Here is an 18,517-nt window from a genome sequence, read left to right as displayed (position 1 = left end):
ACGCCCAAGCTGGTTGATGATCCCGCCAAGGTGGCATGCAGCGGACCAGTCGCCCTTGGCAGGCGACTTCCTTTGGGGAAGAATGCAACCTGCCGAAGTTAACTCCCCGCACGGAGCCGGCCATGCTTCGATCGCCCCTGCGATTCCTGATTTGCGCGGCGCTCATGCCAGGCTTGCCGGGCTGCGGTCAGAAAGAGCCGCAGGCCTCCGACCAGCCGGTCCGCGGCCTTCGCGCCTATAAGGTCTCCGCGGCGGCCGAAAGCCGGGTTCGCCGCTTTCCCACCGTCCTGCAGCCAGCAGACGTGAGCAGCCTCTCATTCGAAATCGCGGGCCAATTGAAAGCTCTGACCCTCGCCGTCGGCCAGAAAGTGCAGTTGGGCGAGGTGCTTGCGGAAATCGATCCGCGCTCGCTGCAGACGCAGGTTGAACAGGCCAGCGCCGGCGTGCAACAGGCGCAGGCGCAGGCCGACAATGCGGAGGCGGATTTCCAGCGCAAGGACGAACTGCTCAAGAAAGGCGTCACGACGCAGGCGATCTACGATCAATCCAAGGCCGCCCTGTTGACCTCCAAAGCACAACTCGACCAGGCCAAGCGCCAACTTGAGCTGGCAGACCACAATCTCGATCGAAGCAAGCTCGTGGCGCCGTTCTCAGGCACGGTGGCGCGCGCCGACGTCAAGTCGTTCGCACAGGTCACAGCCGGACAGCCGATCCTGACGCTGTACAGCGACGACCGGTTCGAGATGTCCTTTCTGGCGCCATCGCCGACGTTCCAGAGCCTGAAAGTCGGCCAGCCGGTCTCGGTCAAGGTCGCCGATATGCCCGACGTTTCGCTCAAGGGCGAGATCAAGGAACTTGGTTCGAAAGCGGAGCAGGTCTCGGCATTTCCGGTCGTCGTTCATCTCGATAACAACGCCCCCGGATTGAACGCGGGCATGTCGGTCGAAGTCACTCTCGAAGAGCCGGTCGCCGGTGGATCAAGTGGATTCCTGCTGCCGCTCAGCGTTCTTGCGCCCGAGGGCGGAAAGGAGCTGCAGGGCAAGGCGACCATCTTCCTCTATGACGGCCAGAGTTCGACCGTCAAAAGGCACGATATCACAGTAGGTGGAGTTCGCGACAATCGCCTGATCGTGACCGGGGGTCTTGGCGCGGGCGACATCGTCGCATCCGCAGGCGTTTCCTATCTGGCTGACGGACAAAAAGTGAAGCTTCTCCCCGTGCAGGAGTAGGCACCGTGAATCTCCTCACGCTATTTGGCCTTGCGCGGTCGCGATTCACCATCGCGGTCATGATCTGCCTTCTGCTTGCCGGCGTTGTTCTCTATCCGAATTTCCCAAAGCGCGAGGACCCCGTCATCGTCATCCGCACCGCCGTGGTGTCGGCGCTGTTTCCGGGCATGGCGCCGGACCGCTTGGAAAACCTCGTTGCAATCCCGATCGAGCGCAAAATCCGCGAGCTTGCCGAGGTCAAGGACATCAGGACGCTCGCAACCGAAGGAGCCCTCACGATTTACGTGGACCTGAAGGATGAGGTTGGCAACGTCAACGCGGCCTGGCAGCGTCTCCGCGACAAGATGGGCGACGTCAAGGTCGAATTGCCGGAGGGCGTTATTGGTCCTTTCGTCAACAGCGACTTTGGCGATGTTTCGATTGCCACGATCGCCATCACCGGCGAGGGCTTCTCCCAGCGCGAAATGAAGGATGTCGCGGAGGAGTTTCGCAAGAAGCTGTATTTGCTCTCCGGCATCTCAAAGATCGACCTGTTGGGCGTTCAGGACGAACGGGTCTGGCTTGAGCTTGACACGCGCAAGCTTGCCGCGGTCGGGGTTCAGGTGAATGCCCTGATCAAGGACCTTCAGGGCCAGAACGTCGTTCTGCCATCCGGCGCCATCAATGCGGATGGTACGCGCCTGCTGCTTGAGACGTCGGGCGACTTTCCGAATGTGCGCGCCATAGAGACAATGCTGACGAAGGTCGGAGCGGGCGACAATCTGGTGCGGCTCGCTGACCTCGTGACCGTTCACCGCGGCTATGCGTCCCCCAAAATCAAGCCGGTTTACTTTGATGAACGGCCCGCCGTCGTCCTGAGTGTGGTCATGCAGCCCGATCAGGACGTCACCCAGCTCGGCCGGAGACTGCGCGCAGCCGCACACGACTACGAGCAGCAGCTTCCGATCGGCTACGCGATCGATTTTGCGACCTATCAGGCCGAGCAGGTCCGTGCATCCGTCAACTCGGCGCTTTCGAACGTGGGGCAGACCTTCATCGTCGTTGCCGCGCTGGTGGTTTTGTTTCTGGGCCTGCGCGCCGGGATCATCGCGGCGATGATCGTCCCGTTCGCCGTGATGTTCTCGCTCATCGGTATGCGCGTCTTCGGGATCGCGCTCGAGCAGGTCTCGATCGCCGCCATCATCATCGCGCTTGGGCTTCTGGTCGACAATGGCGTGGTCATGGTCGAGGACATTGTCAGCCGGATTGATCGGGGAGTGCCGGCTCAAGCCGCGGGTCTCGCGGCCGGCGAGCAGTATGCCCTTCCACTGCTGATATCGTCGATCACGACGATTGCGGCCTTTCTGCCGCTGTTCCTGCTGCCGGGATCATCCGGCGAATATGCGTTCTCGCTGGCCGCGGTCGTCGCCTTGACACTGGCCGGCTCCTGGATTTCCGCGCTCTACATCCTGCCTGCGCTCACGGCCTGGTTCATCGGCCGCGGGCACGCTCCCCGCAAAGGGGAAACTTCGCCGTCCCGTCTGCAGCGCCTCTATGGTTCGGCATTGCAGATCGCGCTCCGCAATGCGCCTATCGTGTTGATCGGATGCATTGCCTTGGTCGCGCTGTCGTTGACGCAGTTCGGCCGTCTGCCGAAGCAGATGTTTCCGCTGAGCGAGCGCAATCAGTTCCTCATCTATATGAACATGCCCGATGGAACGGACATTTCGCAAACCGAAGCGCGTGCGCTGGACATTTCGAAATGGCTTGGCGACAAGGCGCAGAATCCCGAAATCGCAAGCCATATCCTCTACGTCGGAGACGGCGGCCCCAGATTCTATCTGACGCTCACGCCGGTCGCGCCTGATCCCGCGTCAGCCTTCTTCCTGATCAACACGGGCGATTATCGGAGCGCCGTCAAAGCAGCGGATCGCGCCTGGAGCCATCTTTATGCCAACCATCCGGAGGCGCGTTTCAAGATCAAGCGGCTGGCGATGGGCTCGGTGGAATCTGGCATTGTCGAAGTAGAGATTTCGGGACCCGACGGCGACGGGCTGCTGGCGCTCAGCCGGAACGTGAGATCGCTGTTTCAAGCCGCTCCCGGGATTCGCGACAACGAAGACGATTGGGGCAACAAGCTGATCAAGGTGGTGATCGATATCGACCAGGATCGCGCGCGCCAGCTCGGAATTACCTCGGAGGAAATCACCCAGCTCCTCAATACCTATTTCAGCGGAGCCGCGGTGTCGATCTATCGCGAAGGCGATAACCTCATTCCGATCGTGCTCCGGGCCACCGCCCATACCTCCGAGACTCTGGAAGGTCTTACCAGCGCAGCCTTTGCGAAAAACGGGACCCTCATTCCACTTGCGCAAATCGCGAGGCTGAAACCCGGCTTCGACGTGGCGCGGATCCGCCGCAAGAATCAGGAACGGACGATTACGGTGACGGCGCGGAGCGCGTCATTGACGGCCGGGCAACTGCTGGACTCCATTCGCCCCGCCCTGCAGTCGCTCGACCTCAGCGGCGGATATCACATCGATATCGCCGGCGAGATCCAGAAGAGCGCTGAAACCAACCAGAAGCTCGTTGCGGGATTTCCCGCAGCCCTCGGCGTGATGATTCTTGCGATCATCCTGCAATTCAACTCTTTCCGCCGCACGCTACTGACGTTCATCACCATACCGCTGATCCTGATCGGCATCCCCTTCGGCCTGCTGGCCGCCGGACAGCCGCTCTCGTTCTTCGGCACGCTCGGCATCATCAGCCTTTCCGGCATCATCATCAACAACGCGATCGTGCTCATCGATCAGATCGACATCGAGCGCGAGAAGCTGGATTTGCGCACTGCCATTGTCGCGGCGTCGGAGAAGCGCCTGCGTCCGATCCTGCTGACCTCGGCGACCACGGTCCTGGGTTTGGCGCCAATGGCGATCGCGGGCGGCGCTTTGTGGCAGCCGATGGCGGTGCTCATGATGTCCGGGCTTGCCGTCGCGTCGTTGTTCACGTTGTTTTTCGTGCCGGCGGGGTATTTTCTGCTGTTCCGGCTCGACGAGAAGGCCATGGCCGGGAAGCAGCCGTGACCGGGAAGGTTCGGGCCGTCCTTGTCGAAGGTGTGGCCGGTCTGGCAGACCCTTGCCGCCGAAATTTACGAGCATGCGCTCTGGCCGACACTTCGACGCTTGCCTCGCCGCGCCCTGCGGACGTAACCTGCCGGGACCATTTCCGCGCATCGAGATCCCCTGAAGATGCGATCCCTGCTTGCGCTCATTGCAGCTCTTGGATTGCTCTGCGCCGGTCCCGCCGTCGCCCAGCCGGTCGGCCAGTATCCATTTGCGCTGACGCGCGCAGGCCAGATGCTCGGCGCGGTCGAAGGCGAAGTGGCCTCCTTCAAGGGGCTCGCCTATGCGGCGCCACCGGTCGGCAGCCTGCGCTGGCGTCCACCGCAGGACCTGCCCGAGAGTTCGGAGATGAGCACGGCCTACGACTATGGCGCGCCCTGTCTGCAGCCGTCGCTGCCGGCCGCGCGCGAGGATTGCCTCACGCTCAACGTATTCAGGCCCTTCGGCGTCGACGGGCCGCTGCCGGTGATGGTGTTCATCCATGGCGGCGGTTTTGTCAGCGGTACCGCCAACGATCCGCTGTTCGAAGGTGCAAGATTCGCCCAGGCCGGCCTCATCGTCGTCACCGTGAATTATCGGCTCGGCGCGCTCGGCTGGCTCGAGCATCCCGCGCTGACGGAGAGCGGCTCCGGCAATTTCGGCTTGATGGATCAGATCGCAGCGCTGCGCTGGGTGCACGACAACATCGCGGCCTTTGGCGGCGATGCGAACAACGTCACGCTGTTTGGCAACGGCGCGGGCGCGACGTCGATCGCGCTCTTGATGCTGTGCGCGCAATCCCGCGATCTCTTCCAGAAAGCGATCCTGCAATCGGTGCCCGGCCGCGCGCGCCTGCCATCGTCACAGGAGGCCGAGGCTGCCGGGCGCCAATTCGTCGCCGCGCTCGGGAAGCTGGCGGATTTGCGCGCCGTCGAACCGGCGCGGCTGCTGGCCGCCGAGAGAAAACTGCTGGAGAAATCGCCGCGCAGATTTGCGCCGGCGATGGACGGAAACCTGGTGACCGAAGATATCGCCGCGGGATTTGCGGCAGGACACGAGAGCCGCATTCCCCTCATCATCGGTTCGAACGATGACGAGACCCGTTTCGACAGCGAGCTGGAAGTCAAGGAGGCGTTGTCATCCTCCATCGCGAGCCTCGATGAGTTGCGCAGGCTCTATCCTGACGCCAGGACTCCTTCCGAAATTGCCGCCAGCTTCTACACCGACAAGGTCTTCTCCGAGCCGGTGCGAATGCTCGCCCGGCTTCATGCCGCAACCGGCGCGCCCACCTTCCGCTATCGCTTCACCTACGTGCCGGAAGCCCGCCGCGCCAATCCCGACGAAGGCCATGGGCGCGAGTTGCAGTTCATCTTCGGCGTCGAGGGCGTGCCAGGCGCGGGCATCTTCTCGCGACGGGATCGCGAGGTCGCAAGCCGCATGCGATCTTACTGGATCAACTTCGCGAAGAAGGGCGATCCCAACGGGCCCGAGCTGCCGCGTTGGGATGCGGCCGCCGACCGCGACCATCTGCTGCTGATCGCAAACGATCGCATTGCGAGCGGCGACGACCCCTCATCGGAGCGTCTGGACCGGCTTGCGCGCGAAAGCGAGAAGTGAGTTGATGCTAGGCCGCGAGCTCGACGCGCGGCGCCGGCGTGAGGCGGTCCTCTTCGAGATAGTCCATCGTGCCGTCCTTCTCGACGGCATAGAACTGCTGGCCTTCCTTGGACCGGTAGGCGGCGCGAACGACGCCGCGGCGGCCCTTGTCAGAGTTGACGACGTCCCCCAGCGCAAACTTCTTCATCGTAACGTCTCGCATGTCTTCTGGCCGATTCCTGCGGCCACACCAGGATTGTGAGCGGCAAATCGTTAACGGCTTGCTAACCATGCCGGTTTGCCTATGCTCGCCCGCGGAGCGCGCGGAGGTCTCATCCGCGCAAGATGTCTTTGAGGCGAGCCTGAAAACATGACGCGATTTCCGACCCTGTTTCTGTCGCATGGCGGCGGCCCCTGGCCTTTCATGGAGGACCGGCGGGTGCAATATGCCAAGACTGCTGCGGAGTTCGGCCGGCTGCCGCAGCTGCTTCCTGAAAGACCGAAGGCGGTGCTGGTCATCACCGGCCATTGGGAGGCCGACGCCTTCACCGTGTCGACCTCGGCACATCCGCCGATGGTGTATGACTACTATGGTTTCCCCGAGCATACCTACCACATCACATATCCGGCGCCGGGCCGGCCCGAGCTCGCAGCAGAGGTGAAGGCGCTGCTTGCGCGCGCCGGTTTCGATTGCCGGGAAGATCCCAAGCAGGGCTTTGATCACGGCACCTTCGTGCCGCTCGGGTTGATGTATCCAAATGCCGACATGCCGATCGTGCTGCTGTCGCTGAAGTCGAGCTATGATGCGGCCGAGCACATCAAGGTCGGGCAGGCGATCACCTCGCTGCGCGACGAGGGCATCCTGATCGTCGGCAGCGGGCTCACCTATCACAACATGCGAGGCTTTGGCCGCGCCGAGTCCAAACCGGTGTCGTATGACTTCGAGGCCTATTTGAACGAGGCGATCAGCAATCCGGACGCGGCGCGCCGCAACGCCATGCTGGTCGATTGGGAGAATGCGCCGAGCGCGCGTCTGGCGCATCCGCGCGAGGATCATCTCTTGCCGCTGATGGTCGCGGCCGGTGCCGCCGGCAGCGACGTTGGCAAGCGGGTTTTCGTCGACGAGGTCGCCAACGTCGCGATGGCGTCGTATGTGTTCGGATAAATAAGTAGGGAGGATTAGCGAAGCGTAATCCGCCATTGAGCCGCGGCAAAGGTGGCGGATTACGCCAGCGGACTGCGCTACGCGTAGCCGCGGGCTAATCCGCCCTACGCATTGCGCGACGCCACCAGGCCCCGATACAGCGCCGCATACTCGCCGGCGCGGTTGCGCCAGGACACGTCGGTGGCAAGGCCGCTCAATTGCAGCCGGCGCCAGCTTGCCTTGTCGTGGAAGGCGGCGTTGGCTTTCCGTAAGCTGCCGGTGAGGGCGTCGGCCGTCACCGGAGCGAACTTGAAGCCTGTGGCGTCGCGGCCGGTCTCGCTGATGTCGACGATGGTGTCCTCCAGACCGCCGACACGGGAGACGATCGGGACCGCGCCATAGCGCAGCGCGCAGAGCTGGGTCAGGCCGCACGGCTCGAACCGCGAGGGCACGAGCAGCGCGTCGGAGCCGGCCTGGATCAGGTGGGCGAGGATCTCGTCATAGCCGATCATCACGCCGATCCGGCCGGGATTGGCGCGCGCTGCGGCCTGATAGCGATCCTGCAGATCGCGGTCGCCGCTGCCGAGCAGCGCAAGCTGCATGCCCTGCTCAAGGATCGTCGGGATCGCCTCGAGCAGCAGGTCCAGGCCCTTCTGCCAGGACAGCCGGCTGATGACGCCGAGCAGCGGCGCCTCGTCGGAAGAATCGAGATTGAACTGTTGCTGCAGCACTGCCTTGTTCGCGGCCCGGAACGTGAGATCCTCCGCACCGAAGCGATAGGCGATATGCGGATCGGTTTGCGGATTCCACACGGCGACGTCGATGCCGTTGAGGATGCCGCTGAGCACGCCGGCGCGCTCGCGCAGCAGGCCGCCCAGTCCCATGCCGCCTTCGTCGCTCTGGATCTCGCGTGCGTAGGTCGGCGACACCGTGGTGATGCGATCGGCCAGTTGCAGCCCGGCTTTCAGGAAGCTGATGCCGCCGAAATATTCCAGGCCATGGACGTCGAACGAGGCGTTCCAGGGCAGGCCGATCGCACCGGCCAGCGCGCGGTCGAACTTGCCCTGATAGGCCATGTTGTGAATCGTCATCACGGTGCCGGGCCGCGCCCCGCCATCGTAGTGCAGATAGGCCGGCGCCAGCCCGGCCTGCCAGTCATGGGCATGGACCACATCAGGGACGAAGCTTGCGACGAGACCGCGGCCGATATCGGCCGCGACGCGCGCCAGTGCCGCGAAGCGCACACCATTGTCCGGCCAGTCGACACCCTCGGCGGTGACGTAGGGGTTGCCGGGCCGCGCATAGAGATGCGGCACGTCGAGCACGAACAGGTCTAGGCCGTCGTGCGAACCGGCAAGCAGGCGTCCCGGCCCGCCGAAATAATCCGGCCAAAGCCGGATCTCATCCGCGCCCGCGAGCCGCCGCATCACCTCGGGATAGCCCGGCATCAAGGTGCGCATCTCGACGCCATGCGCTTTCAGCGCAAGCGGCAGTGCGCCGGCGACATCGGCGAGGCCGCCGGTCTTGACGATGGGATAGACTTCGGAAGCAACCGCCAGGACGCGAACAGGCGTCATGTATTGAGCCTGTCGATCATCGGCTGGGTGATCAGCGAGATGCCCTGCTCGGTGGTGCGGAAGCGCTTGGCGTCGAACTCGGGATCCTCGCCGACCACGAGGCCTTCGGGGATCTCGACGCCGCGGTCAATCACGACATTTTTCAAACGCGCGCCGCGCCCGACATGGACGTAAGGCATGATCACGGCGTTCTCGACATTGGCATAGGAGTTGATGCGCACGCCGGTGAACAGCAGCGAGCGACGCAGCGAGGCGCCGGAAATGATGCAGCCGCCCGAGACCAGCGAGCTCACCGCCTGGCCGCGCCGGCTCTCCTCGTCATGGACGAACTTGGCGGGCGGCGTGATCTCCGCATAGGACCAGATCGGCCAGGCACGGTCGAACAGATCGAGCTCCGGCACCACGTCGGTCAAGTCGATATTGGCAGCCCAATAGGCATCTACCGTGCCGGCATCGCGCCAATAGGAGCGGGGGTCGCTGCCCGAGCGAACGCAGGAGGTCGAGAACTGATGCGCGATGGCACGGCCGTTCTTGACGACATAGGGGATGATATCCTTGCCGAAATCGTGACTGGAGCTGGTATCCTCGGCGTCGCGCTTGAGCTGGTCGAACAGGAATTTCGTGTCGAAGACGTAGATGCCCATGCTGGCGAGCGAGACGTCGGGCTTGCCCGGCATCGGCGGGGGATCCTTGGGCTTTTCCAGGAACTGCTGGATCCAGCCGTTCTCGTCGACATGCATGATGCCGAAGCCGGAGGATTCTGCGCGCGGCATTTCGAGGCAGCCGACCGTGACGTCGGCGCCGCTGTCGACGTGCTGACGCAGCATCACCTCGTAGTCCATCTTGTAGATGTGGTCGCCGGCCAGCACCACGATAAAGCGGGCATTGTGCGACTCGATGATGTCGATGTTCTGGTAGATGGCATCCGCCGTGCCGACATACCACATGCTCTCCGAGACGCGCTGGCTCGCGGGCAGGATGTCGAAGCTTTCGTTGCGTTCGGGACGGAAGAAGTTCCAGCCCATCTGGAGATGCCGGATCAGGCTATGCGCCTTGTATTGGGTGGCGACGGCGATGCGGCGGATGCCGGAGTTCACCGCGTTCGACAGCGCGAAATCGATGATGCGGGATTTGCCGCCGAAATAGACCGCGGGCTTGGCGCGCCGGTCGGTCAATTCCAGCAGCCGGCTGCCGCGGCCGCCCGCCAGGACAAATGCCAGAGCCTGGCGGGCAAGCGGCTCATTTCCGGCAGCACTCATGTCTTCCTCCCACTCATCTGGCGCTGGCCAAATTCTGGCGTAAACCGAAGGCTTCGCGAAGTACCTTGCGGCCGCGCATCATTGGAACCGATAGTAACGGTACGAATAGGTAATCGTGAAGATGCTTGTTGGTTGCGAACGCATGGGAAGCTTAACGCTTTGGCCGCGGCGGCAGCCCTGCGGCGCCGTCGCCCGGCGGTCATAAATCAGGCATGCCGAGCCGTCTTGTGCGCTGCACGCAAATTCGAGGCTTTGACTTCGCGCAAGGATGCAAGATCATGGCATGCGATGCTGTTTCAAACGAAACGTCAGACAGGGAGTAAGACGATGAGTATCTGGAAGATGGCAATCGCCTGCTCGTTGACAGCAGGCGTCATGGCCGGCCAAATCGGGCAGGCATCAGCGGCGCCGATGCCGACCAATGTCGCGACCATGAAGGCCGCGGCCGGCGATGATGTCACCCAGGTTCATTGGCGTGGTGGCGGCTGGGGCTGGGGCCTCGGCGGCTTCGCGGCAGGTGCGATCATCGGCAGCGCCATCGCCGGCGCGCCCTACGGCTATTATGGCGGGGGATACGGCTATCCGGCTTACGGCTATGGCTATGCGCCGGCCTATTATGGCTACGGCTACGGGCCGGCCTATCCTCGCTACTACCGCCCCTACCGTCCGTATTACGGCTATCGCTACGGCTACTATCGGCCGTACTACCGTCACTACTACCGCCGCTATTGGTGAGCGCTAGAGCGACAGCCACACGATCAGGCTCATGCAGGCAAAATGCGCGAGCACGATCGCGGCGAGATGAAGCGGGCCGGCCTTGAGGCGAAGCCTGCTCATCTCGCCGCCTCCGCGTTAGTTCGACCCCGCCGCCGCGGCGGTGAAGCTGCGGTCGACGGCTTTGGCGACGTCGAGCGTCTTGGGCAGGATGCCGTAGCGCGTCGCGCGGTCGGAGGCTTGCTGCACCTCCTTGATCACGACCTCGTCGATCGGAATCGGGCTGGTGCGCTGCGCGGTGTAGGCCGATAGCAGCACATCCTCGGGCAGTTTCGTCAGCTCGGCCGTGCTCTTGGCGTATTCGGCAATATGATCCAGCGACCACAGCCGGGCCTTGTTCAGCCGCTGCACGAGGTCCTGCACCGCTGCGCGCTTGGTGGCGATGGCGTTGTCCGAGGCGACGATGAAGGTGATGGTCGGCGTCAGGCCGTCGCCGTCGGCGATGACGCGAGCCTTGTCCTTCAAGGTCGCGAACGACACGTAGGGCTCCCACACCGCCCAGGCATCGATCGAGCCGGCGACGAGTGCGACCTTGGCATCGACAGGGCCGAGCGGCGCAAAGGTCGCGTCCTCCAGCTTGATCTGCGCCTTCTCCAAGGTCGCGTCGATCAGGAACTGGCCCCAGCCGCCGCGCGTGCCGGCGAGACGTTTGCCCTTGAGATCGGCGGCCGACTTGATCGGCGAATCCTCGCGCACCAGGATCGCCTGCGTCTTCGCATCCGACCTGGTGCCGCCGATCGCCTTGATCGGCGCGCCGGCCGCGTAGACCGACAGGAAGGAGAGATCGCCGGTATAGCCGACGTCGAGCGCGCCGGCGTTGAGCGCTTCCAGGATTGGAGCTGCCGCGGGAAATTCCGACCATTCGATCCTGTAAGGCAGGTCCTTCGCATGGCCGGAGATCTCCAGCAGCGAGCGGTTGCCGCCTTTCTGGTCGCCGACGCGCAGCACGACATTGTCGGCCGCGAACGATGCGGCCGCCGTCGACAGGGTGACGGCCGCGGCGAACAGCGAGGCGGCCAGGCGGCGCGTGATGGGATGGTCCGAAGAGTTGCGGCTCATGTGATCTGTCTTGTTGCTTGTTTGTTACTTTGGCTCACGACGTGAGAGCGAACGATGCAGCGAGGCGATCAAGTCTATGATCGCGCGGTCTTCAGTCAATGAAATGGCCAACCGTATTGCGCGCGCATCGAGCAAGGACGTTTCAACGAATGAGTGCTTTCGAGAAAAGCGGCGCGTTGACCTCCGGACTGCGTGACAGGGACGCCTCTCGCAGAGTCGTGAAGGTGCGCGCGAGCTGATGAATCTGCGAAAAATCCTTTCATCGTTGCAGCGCGCGCCAATGGAGAGAATGACTTCGCGGCACGCTACATTCGAAATTCCATTTCATTGACGATGCGGCACCCGCGCCGCATGATTTGCGCATCGCATCAACGCGGCGCCGGAAGCGCTCGCGAGAAAATATTCTCTCAACGCAGCTCCGTACGGAACATGCGCAACGCGATGCGTTGCGCGGACGGCGGAGTCGTGCCAACTCAGGAGTGGGGCTGATGGGCAACGACGACAAGCGCGCTGGATCGGGGCTCGACCGGCGTCACCTGCTTCAAGCGGGGCTGGCGGCGGCTTTCGCGGCGCCGCTTGGCGCGTGGGGCGCCCAGGCCTTCGTGCCACCGGCGCCGGCATCTGGCATCGATTTCTCGGAATTCCCGCTTTGCCGGACGGCTTCCGATGCGCCAGCGCTATCAGGCGCGCCGCGCAAGCTGAAACTGTCGTGGAATGCCGGCGCGGTCTGCCTTGCACCGCTGCCGGTCGCGATCGAGCACGGCTTCTTCCAGAAGCAGAATCTCGACGTCGAGCTCGTCAATTATTCTGGCTCGACCGACCAGCTGCTCGAGGCGATCGCCACCGGCAAGAGCGATGCCGGCCTCGGCATGGCGCTGCGTTGGCTGAAGCCGCTGGAGCAGGGCTTTGACGTCAAGATCGCGGCCGGCACCCATGGCGGCTGCATGCGCGTGCTGAGCCGCGCCGATTCCGGCGTGGCCAAGCTCGCCGATCTCAAGGGCAAAAGCGTCGCGGTCGGTGATCTCGCCGGCCCCGACAAGAACTTCTTTTCCATTCAGCTTGCCAAGCTCGGTATCGACCCGAACAAGGACGTCGACTGGCGTGCCTATCCCGGCAATCTGCTCGATGTCGCGGTCCAGAAGGGCGAAGTGCAGGCCTTCCTGTCCTCCGATCCGCTCGCCTATCTCTGGCTGAAGGATACGCAGTACAGGGAAGTTGCCTCCAATCTCGACGGTGACTATCGCGACAAGAGCTGCTGCATCGTCGGCCTGCGCGGCAGCCTGGTGCGCGAGGAGCCGCAGGTCGCGCGTGCGATCACGCAGGCGCTGCTCGATGCCGCGATGTTCACCTCGCAAAATCCGGCCGTGGCGGCGAAGTCGTTCCAGCCCTATGCGCCGAAGGCCGCAACGCTGGCCGATATCGAGGGCATGGTGCGCTACCACACGCATCACCATCACCCCACCGGCGAGGTGCTGAAGCGCGAGTTGAAGGCCTATGCCGACGATCTCAAGAGCGTGCAGGTCTTCAAGCAAAGCACCGATACGACCAAATTCGCGGAGCGCATCTATGTCGACGTATTCTCTGTCTGACGGGCTAGCCTCGGGCGCGCCGCGACTTTCGCGCGCGCCCTGGCTTGCGGCCTGGTTGAGGGAGTCCGGTGCCGGTGTTGCCGCCAGCGCCGCCTGGATCGCCTTTGGCCTCTCCAGCCTGTGGTGGGAGGACGTCGGCGACTGGTCGCGCACGCATTCGCTCGGCATTGCGGCGTTCATCATCGCGGCGGTCGCCCTGTTCGGGACGGTCGGTGCCGACTATCTGGGTTCAGCGGGTCGCGGCTTGCGCCAGCGCGCGCCCTGGCTCGTCGCGTTCGGGGTATTCCTCACGGTGTGGGAGGTCGCCACCGCAAAATTCGGTTGGCTGCCGCTGCCGTTCTTCCCGCCGCCGCAGGCGATCATCGAGGTCTATACCGACGATCTGCCGAAGCTGCTCGACAGTGTGTTCGCATCGGTCAAGCTCCAGCTCGGCGGCTACGTCATCGGCGCCGTGGTCGGCTTCCTGACCGGCGTCTCGATCGGCTGGTCGCGCGCGGTCGGCTATTGGGTGCATCCCGTGCTGCGCTTCATCGGCCCGCTGCCGGCGACCGCCTGGCTGCCGATCGCCTTCTTCACCTTTCCCTCGAGCTGGAGCGCCTCGACCTTCCTGATTGCGCTGGCGACCGGCTTTCCGGTCACGGTGCTGACCTGGTCGGGCGTGGCGAGCGTCAGCGCGGCCTATTACGATGTTGCGCGCACCCTCGGGGCAAAGCCGTCCTTCCTGGTGCTGAAGGTCGCGATCCCCGCCGCCTTGCCGCACGTCTTCGTCGGCCTGTTCATGGGGCTCGGAGCGTCCTTTGCCGTGCTTGTCGTTGCCGAGATGATCGGCGTCAAGGCGGGGCTCGGCTGGTACCTGCAATGGGCGCAGGGCTGGGCGGCTTATGCCAATATGTATGCGGCGCTGATCGTGATGTCGCTGCTCTGCTCCGGCGCGATCACGCTGCTGTTTGCGGTCCGCGATCGCCTGCTGGTCTGGCAGAAGGAGACCGTGAAATGGTAGCTGCTCTCGCCGAAGCGATCACGCATCCGTCCGCCGGCGCCGCTCTCGACATCGAGCAGGTCAGCCACGCCTTCGATATCGACGGCGCCGAGCTGCCTGTGCTGAGCGACGTCAGCATCGCCGTCGAGCCCGGCGAATTCGTCGCGCTGCTCGGCCCCTCCGGCTGCGGCAAGTCGACCTTGCTGCGGCTGGTCGCGGGCCTCGACAAGCCCAAAGCGGGAAGCCTGCGCGAGGACGAGAGCCGCATCAGGGCGCCGCATCCGTCACGCGTCGTCGTGTTCCAGGATCCGACCCTGTTTCCCTGGCGCTCGGTCTGGGACAACGTCGCCCTGGGCCTCGAGGCCCAGGGTATTCTCAAGAGCCAGCGCCAGCGCGTCGACGACGCGCTCGATCTGGTCGGGCTTGCATCCTTCCGCAATGCCTATCCGCACCAGCTCTCCGGCGGCATGGCGCAGCGCGTGGCACTGGCGCGTGCGCTGGTCAACGATCCCAAGATCCTGATTTTGGATGAGCCGCTCGGCAAGCTCGACTCGCTGACCCGCATCACCATGCAGGCCGAGCTGGTGTCGCTGTGGCAGCGCAAGGGATTTACGACGCTGCTCGTCACGCATGACGCCGAGGAGGCGCTGGTGCTCGCGGGCCGCGTCATCGTCTTCAGCGAGCGCCCCGCGCGCGTGAAGGCCGACATCCGTGTGAACCGGCCCTATCCGCGCCATCGCGGCGATCCGTATCTCGCCGATCTGCGCCGCCAGATTCTCGGCCTGCTGGGATTGGATGCCACATGGTGACGTCTGTCGCTCAGGGACGGGTGGCCCGTAGCGAGCCCGACTATATCGCGCGCGCGGAGGTGCTGGCGCCAGCCTTTGCCGCACGCGCGGCCGAGCATGACCGCGCCGGCAGCTTTCCCTTCGAGAATTTTCGCGCGCTCTCCGAGGCCGGCCTGCTCTCGCTGACGGTGCCGGCCGCCTTTGGCGGGGCGGGCGCGGGCGCAAGATACACCGCGCGCGTCCTCGGCATCATCGGCAAGGCCTGCCCGTCGACGGCACTGGTGCTGTCGATGCACTACATCAACCATCTGGTGATGGCACGGAGCCCGAGCTGGCCGTTGAAACTCTCGCGCAAGCTCGCAATTGAGACCGTCGAAGGCGTCGCGCTGATCAACGCCCTGCGGGTCGAGCCCGAGCTCGGCTCGCCGGCGCGTGGCGGATTGCCGGCGACGATCGCGCGCCGCACCGAAACCGGCTGGCGCCTCTCTGGCCACAAGATCTATTCGACGGGCTCGCCGATCCTGAAATGGTATCTGGTCTGGGCCCGCACGGACGAAGCCGAGCCGCGGGTCGGCCAGTTCCTGGTGCCGGCGGGCCTGCCGGGCACAAGCATCGTCGAGACCTGGGACCACCATGGCCTGCGGGCCAGCGGCAGCCATGACGTCATCTTCGACGAGGTCGTGATTCCGCTCGATGCGGAGATCGATGTCCGCAAGCCGGCGGACTGGCGCGCGCCCGATATCGCGCAGGCGACCGTGCATACCGTCTTCGTCGCCGCGATCTATGACGGCATCGCCCGCGCCGCGCGCGACTGGTTCGTCCAGTTCCTGAAACAGCGCGTCCCCGCCAGCCTCGGCGCGCCGCTCGCGACCCTGGCCCGTGCGCAGGAGATCCTCGGAGCGATCGAGGCGAGGCTCGCAGTCAATGCACGGCTGCTCGACACGTTTGCCCGCGATTTCGACGATGGGGTCCAGCTCTCCGCCGGCGAATCCAACGTCATCAAGCTGACGGTGACCAACAACGCGGTCGCTGTGGTCGAGGACGCACTTTCGCTGACCGGCAATCACGGACTGTCCCGCAGCAATCCGCTGGAGCGGCATTATCGCGACGTCCTGTGCGGCCGGGTGCATACGCCGCAGGATGACGCCACGCGCACCGGCCTCGGCCGCGCCGCGCTCGGACTTTAGAAAATCAACAAGGAGACCATCATGTCGGTCGAGTTCATCGGCTTTATCGCCAACAGCAATGCTTCCGAGACCATCGTGCGCCAGGGTCCGATCCTCGACCCGCACTATATCGAGACGGTGGCGAAGGCGCACGAGCTCGCCGGCTTCGACCGCGCGCTGCTGGCGTTCCACTCGACCACGCCGGATTCGCTCCAGGTCGCCCAGCACGTGCTGGCCATCACCAAGAACCTCAAAGTGATGATCGCGCAGCGGCCTGGCTTCACCGCGCCGACATTGCTGGCGCGTCAGCTCGCCACGCTCGACCAGCTGTATGGCGGCCGCGTCTCGCTGCACGTCATCACCGGTGGCAACGCCATCGAGCTGCGTCAGGACGGCAACACGCTCGACGACAAGGACGAGCGCTACGCCCGCACCAGCGAATTCCTCGACGTTGTCAGGCTGGAATGGACCAGCGAGAAGCCGTTCAACTACAGCGGCAAGTACTACACCGTCGAGAACGGCTTTTCGCAGGTGAAGCCGCTGCAGAAGGGCGGCATCTACACCTTCGTCGGCGGCGGATCGGACGCTGCGATAGAGGTCTCGGGCAAGCATGCCGACACCTTTGCGCTGTGGGGCGAATCCTATGCGCAGGTGCGCGACGTCACCGCGCGGGTCCGCGCGGCGGCCGCGAAGCATGGGCGGCCGAGCCCGCGCTTCAGCCTGTCGGTGCGGCCGATCCTCGCCGACACCGAGGAGAAGGCCTGGAAGAAGGCCGAAGGGATCCTCGAGCGTGCCACCGCACTCCAGGACCAGACCGGCTATCGCCGGCCCAATCACGCCACCGATGGCGCCAAGCGGCTGCTCGCGCTGGCAGACCAGGGCGCGCGCATCGACAAGCGGTTGTGGACCGAAATTGCAAAACTCACCGGCGCCAACAGCAACTCGACCGCGCTGGTCGGCACGCCGGAGCAGGTCGCCGAGGTCTTCGCCGACTATTACGACCTCGGCGTGAGCCATTTCCTGATCCGCGGCTTCGATCCGCTGCCCGATGCCATCGACTACGGCCGTGAGCTGATCCCGCTGACGCGCAAGCTGATCGCCGAACGCGACCAGCAGCGGGGGATTGCGGCGGAATGATCCGGCTCATTGTTGCTGTGGCGCTCGCGCTTGCGGGCGCTGATCTCGCGGTCGCGCAAACGACGCTGCGCGTCGGTGACCAGAAGGGCAACGCGCGGGCAGTGATGGAAGCCGCAGGCCTGCTCAACGACGTGCCTTACAAGATCGAGTGGAAGGAGTTTCCGGCCGCGGCGCCGCTGCTGGAAGCGCTGAGCGCCGGCGCGATCGAGACCGGGCTCGTCGGCGATGCGCCCTTCACCTTTGCCGCCGCCTCCGGTGCGCCGGTGAAGGCGATTGCGGCGATCCGGCAGACCCGCGAGGGGCTTGCGATCCTCGTGCCCGAGAACTCACCGATCAGGACCTTCGCCGATCTCCGCGGAAAGAAGATTGCGACCGGCCGCGGCTCGATCGGGCATCAGCTGATCCTCGCCGCGCTCGAAAAGAACGGCTGGAGTGCTGGCGACGTGCAGATCGCGTTCCTGGCGCCGTCCGATGCCAAGATCGCCTACACGCAGGGCTCGGTTGATGCGTGGTCGACCTGGGAGCCTTATGTCAGCCAGGAGGAGGTGCTGTTCAAATCGCGCCGTGTCATCAGCTCGGAAGGCCTGACGCCGGGCCTCAGCTTCCAGGTGGCGCGGCCGGACGCGATCCGCGACAAGCGGGCCGAACTGGCCGACTTCGTCCGCCGCCTCACCGCGGCGCGGGCGTGGTCGCTGAACAACATCGACAGCTATGCCGCGACCTGGGGCAGGTTGATGAACATCCCGACCGCCGTGCCGCAGAACTGGCTCTCGCGCGCAAAAATCAGGATCGCACCGATCGACGACGGCGTGGTTGCGGACGAGCAGAGCACGATCGATCTCTATTTCCGCTGGGGCCTGATCAAGCAGAAGCTCGATGCCGGCGAGATCGTCGATCGCTCTTTTGCGGACGCGATCGCGAAGGCCGGGTTGTAGCTGCCGGATGAGGGGAGTCTCTTCGCATGTCCGGTTTCGTAGGGTGGGCAAAGGCGCACTTGCGCCGTGCCCACCACCTCTTTCGATCGTGAAGATTGCGTGGGCACGCTCCGCTTTGCCCACCCTACGATACTGCCTCCGGGGCACGAGATCTCACGAGGTCATCAAGCGCCTGTGAGATGAGGACGAGGTTTCTCGCATGGCG

At 64.4% G+C, this 18,517-nt stretch carries 15 protein-coding genes; 11 read left to right on the top strand and 4 right to left on the bottom strand.

Annotated elements, in window-relative coordinates; translation table 11 throughout:
* Positions 1 to 35 precede the first annotated feature (35 nt).
* From XH98_RS02385 to XH98_RS02375, 3 genes are all read left to right on the top strand, one after another.
* The gene (locus XH98_RS02385) at positions 36 to 1,229 is read left to right on the top strand and encodes an efflux RND transporter periplasmic adaptor subunit (RefSeq protein ID WP_271617693.1); all 1,194 of its coding nucleotides are present in this window, start codon (positions 36 to 38) and stop codon (positions 1,227 to 1,229) included.
* 5 nt (positions 1,230 to 1,234) lie between these two features.
* Positions 1,235 to 4,291: an efflux RND transporter permease subunit gene (locus XH98_RS02380; protein WP_271617692.1), complete on the top strand. Its 3,057-nt coding sequence runs from the start codon at positions 1,235 to 1,237 to the stop codon at positions 4,289 to 4,291.
* A 165-nt stretch (positions 4,292 to 4,456) separates the two neighbouring features.
* Positions 4,457 to 5,926, top strand: coding sequence for a carboxylesterase/lipase family protein (locus XH98_RS02375; RefSeq protein ID WP_271617691.1), 1,470 nt, complete (start codon positions 4,457 to 4,459; stop codon positions 5,924 to 5,926).
* Positions 5,927 to 5,933: 7 nt separating this feature from the next.
* On the opposite strand, the gene XH98_RS02370 is transcribed toward XH98_RS02375, so the two are convergent.
* Complete coding sequence (locus XH98_RS02370; RefSeq protein WP_128950411.1) at positions 5,934 to 6,113, bottom strand: hypothetical protein; 180 nt, start codon at positions 6,111 to 6,113, stop codon at positions 5,934 to 5,936.
* Positions 6,114 to 6,275: 162 nt separating this feature from the next.
* On the opposite strand from XH98_RS02370, the gene XH98_RS02365 reads away from it, so the two are divergent.
* Positions 6,276 to 7,070: a DODA-type extradiol aromatic ring-opening family dioxygenase gene (locus XH98_RS02365; protein ID WP_271602645.1), complete on the top strand. Its 795-nt coding sequence runs from the start codon at positions 6,276 to 6,278 to the stop codon at positions 7,068 to 7,070.
* A gap of 104 nt (positions 7,071 to 7,174) precedes the next feature.
* On the opposite strand, the gene glgA is transcribed toward XH98_RS02365, so the two are convergent.
* Together glgA and glgC are read right to left on the bottom strand one after the other, a co-directional pair.
* Positions 7,175 to 8,626: a glycogen synthase GlgA gene (gene glgA / locus XH98_RS02360; protein WP_271602646.1), complete on the bottom strand. Its 1,452-nt coding sequence runs from the start codon at positions 8,624 to 8,626 to the stop codon at positions 7,175 to 7,177.
* Positions 8,623 to 9,885: a glucose-1-phosphate adenylyltransferase gene (gene glgC, locus XH98_RS02355; protein WP_057750542.1), complete on the bottom strand. Its 1,263-nt coding sequence runs from the start codon at positions 9,883 to 9,885 to the stop codon at positions 8,623 to 8,625. The genes glgA and glgC overlap by 4 nt, the downstream gene beginning before the upstream one ends.
* A gap of 327 nt (positions 9,886 to 10,212) precedes the next feature.
* Here glgC and XH98_RS02350 point away from each other — a divergent pair, with 327 nt between their 5' ends.
* Positions 10,213 to 10,620 (top strand): hypothetical protein, encoded by a 408-nt coding sequence (locus tag XH98_RS02350; protein WP_271602647.1) that lies wholly within the window; start codon positions 10,213 to 10,215, stop codon positions 10,618 to 10,620.
* A gap of 117 nt (positions 10,621 to 10,737) precedes the next feature.
* Here XH98_RS02350 and XH98_RS02345 read toward each other — a convergent pair whose 3' ends face one another.
* A complete protein-coding gene (locus tag XH98_RS02345) occupies positions 10,738 to 11,718 on the bottom strand; it encodes an ABC transporter substrate-binding protein (RefSeq protein WP_271617690.1) in 981 nt (326 codons plus the stop codon).
* A gap of 488 nt (positions 11,719 to 12,206) precedes the next feature.
* Here XH98_RS02345 and XH98_RS02340 point away from each other — a divergent pair, with 488 nt between their 5' ends.
* The 6 genes from XH98_RS02340 to XH98_RS02315 are packed head-to-tail and all read left to right on the top strand — an operon-like array spanning position 12,207 to position 18,312.
* Entirely contained in the window at positions 12,207 to 13,307 is a 1,101-nt protein-coding gene (locus tag XH98_RS02340; RefSeq protein ID WP_271617689.1) for an ABC transporter substrate-binding protein, read from the top strand.
* Positions 13,285 to 14,307 (top strand): ABC transporter permease, encoded by a 1,023-nt coding sequence (locus tag XH98_RS02335; RefSeq protein WP_271617688.1) that lies wholly within the window; start codon positions 13,285 to 13,287, stop codon positions 14,305 to 14,307. The genes XH98_RS02340 and XH98_RS02335 overlap by 23 nt, the downstream gene beginning before the upstream one ends.
* Positions 14,301 to 15,095 (top strand): ABC transporter ATP-binding protein, encoded by a 795-nt coding sequence (locus tag XH98_RS02330; RefSeq protein ID WP_271617687.1) that lies wholly within the window; start codon positions 14,301 to 14,303, stop codon positions 15,093 to 15,095. Before XH98_RS02335 ends, XH98_RS02330 begins: the two co-directional genes overlap by 7 nt.
* On the top strand, positions 15,089 to 16,261 hold the full coding sequence (locus XH98_RS02325; RefSeq protein ID WP_271617686.1) for an acyl-CoA dehydrogenase family protein: 1,173 nt from the start codon (positions 15,089 to 15,091) through the stop codon (positions 16,259 to 16,261). Before XH98_RS02330 ends, XH98_RS02325 begins: the two co-directional genes overlap by 7 nt.
* 21 nt (positions 16,262 to 16,282) lie before the next feature.
* The gene (locus XH98_RS02320; RefSeq protein WP_271617685.1) at positions 16,283 to 17,377 is read left to right on the top strand and encodes an LLM class flavin-dependent oxidoreductase; all 1,095 of its coding nucleotides are present in this window, start codon (positions 16,283 to 16,285) and stop codon (positions 17,375 to 17,377) included.
* Positions 17,374 to 18,312: an ABC transporter substrate-binding protein gene (locus XH98_RS02315; protein ID WP_271617684.1), complete on the top strand. Its 939-nt coding sequence runs from the start codon at positions 17,374 to 17,376 to the stop codon at positions 18,310 to 18,312. The genes XH98_RS02320 and XH98_RS02315 overlap by 4 nt, the downstream gene beginning before the upstream one ends.
* Positions 18,313 to 18,517: the final 205 nt, after the last annotated feature.

This window comes from Bradyrhizobium sp. CCBAU 51745, from assembly GCF_028128715.1.
In the GTDB taxonomy this organism is placed as follows: domain Bacteria; phylum Pseudomonadota; class Alphaproteobacteria; order Rhizobiales; family Xanthobacteraceae; genus Bradyrhizobium; species Bradyrhizobium manausense.
The sequence above is the reverse complement of the archived record's forward strand: the minus strand, read 5'-3'. Positions and strand labels throughout refer to the sequence as shown.

Excerpts from the sequence above, each read along its gene's own strand:
- XH98_RS02385 (WP_271617693.1), top strand. The coding sequence starts at position 36 with ATGCAGCGGACCAGTCGCCCTTGGCAGGCGACTTCCTTTGGGGAAGAA.
- XH98_RS02375 (WP_271617691.1), top strand. The coding sequence starts at position 4,457 with ATGCGATCCCTGCTTGCGCTCATTGCAGCTCTTGGATTGCTCTGCGCC.
- XH98_RS02370 (WP_128950411.1), bottom strand. The coding sequence starts at position 6,113 with ATGAAGAAGTTTGCGCTGGGGGACGTCGTCAACTCTGACAAGGGCCGC.
- XH98_RS02365 (WP_271602645.1), top strand. The coding sequence starts at position 6,276 with ATGACGCGATTTCCGACCCTGTTTCTGTCGCATGGCGGCGGCCCCTGG.
- glgA (WP_271602646.1), bottom strand. The coding sequence starts at position 8,626 with ATGACGCCTGTTCGCGTCCTGGCGGTTGCTTCCGAAGTCTATCCCATC.
- glgC (WP_057750542.1), bottom strand. The coding sequence starts at position 9,885 with ATGAGTGCTGCCGGAAATGAGCCGCTTGCCCGCCAGGCTCTGGCATTT.
- XH98_RS02350 (WP_271602647.1), top strand. The coding sequence starts at position 10,213 with ATGAGTATCTGGAAGATGGCAATCGCCTGCTCGTTGACAGCAGGCGTC.
- XH98_RS02345 (WP_271617690.1), bottom strand. The coding sequence starts at position 11,718 with ATGAGCCGCAACTCTTCGGACCATCCCATCACGCGCCGCCTGGCCGCC.
- XH98_RS02340 (WP_271617689.1), top strand. The coding sequence starts at position 12,207 with ATGGGCAACGACGACAAGCGCGCTGGATCGGGGCTCGACCGGCGTCAC.
- XH98_RS02335 (WP_271617688.1), top strand. The coding sequence starts at position 13,285 with ATGTCGACGTATTCTCTGTCTGACGGGCTAGCCTCGGGCGCGCCGCGA.
- XH98_RS02330 (WP_271617687.1), top strand. The coding sequence starts at position 14,301 with ATGGTAGCTGCTCTCGCCGAAGCGATCACGCATCCGTCCGCCGGCGCC.
- XH98_RS02325 (WP_271617686.1), top strand. The coding sequence starts at position 15,089 with ATGGTGACGTCTGTCGCTCAGGGACGGGTGGCCCGTAGCGAGCCCGAC.
- XH98_RS02320 (WP_271617685.1), top strand. The coding sequence starts at position 16,283 with ATGTCGGTCGAGTTCATCGGCTTTATCGCCAACAGCAATGCTTCCGAG.
- XH98_RS02315 (WP_271617684.1), top strand. The coding sequence starts at position 17,374 with ATGATCCGGCTCATTGTTGCTGTGGCGCTCGCGCTTGCGGGCGCTGAT.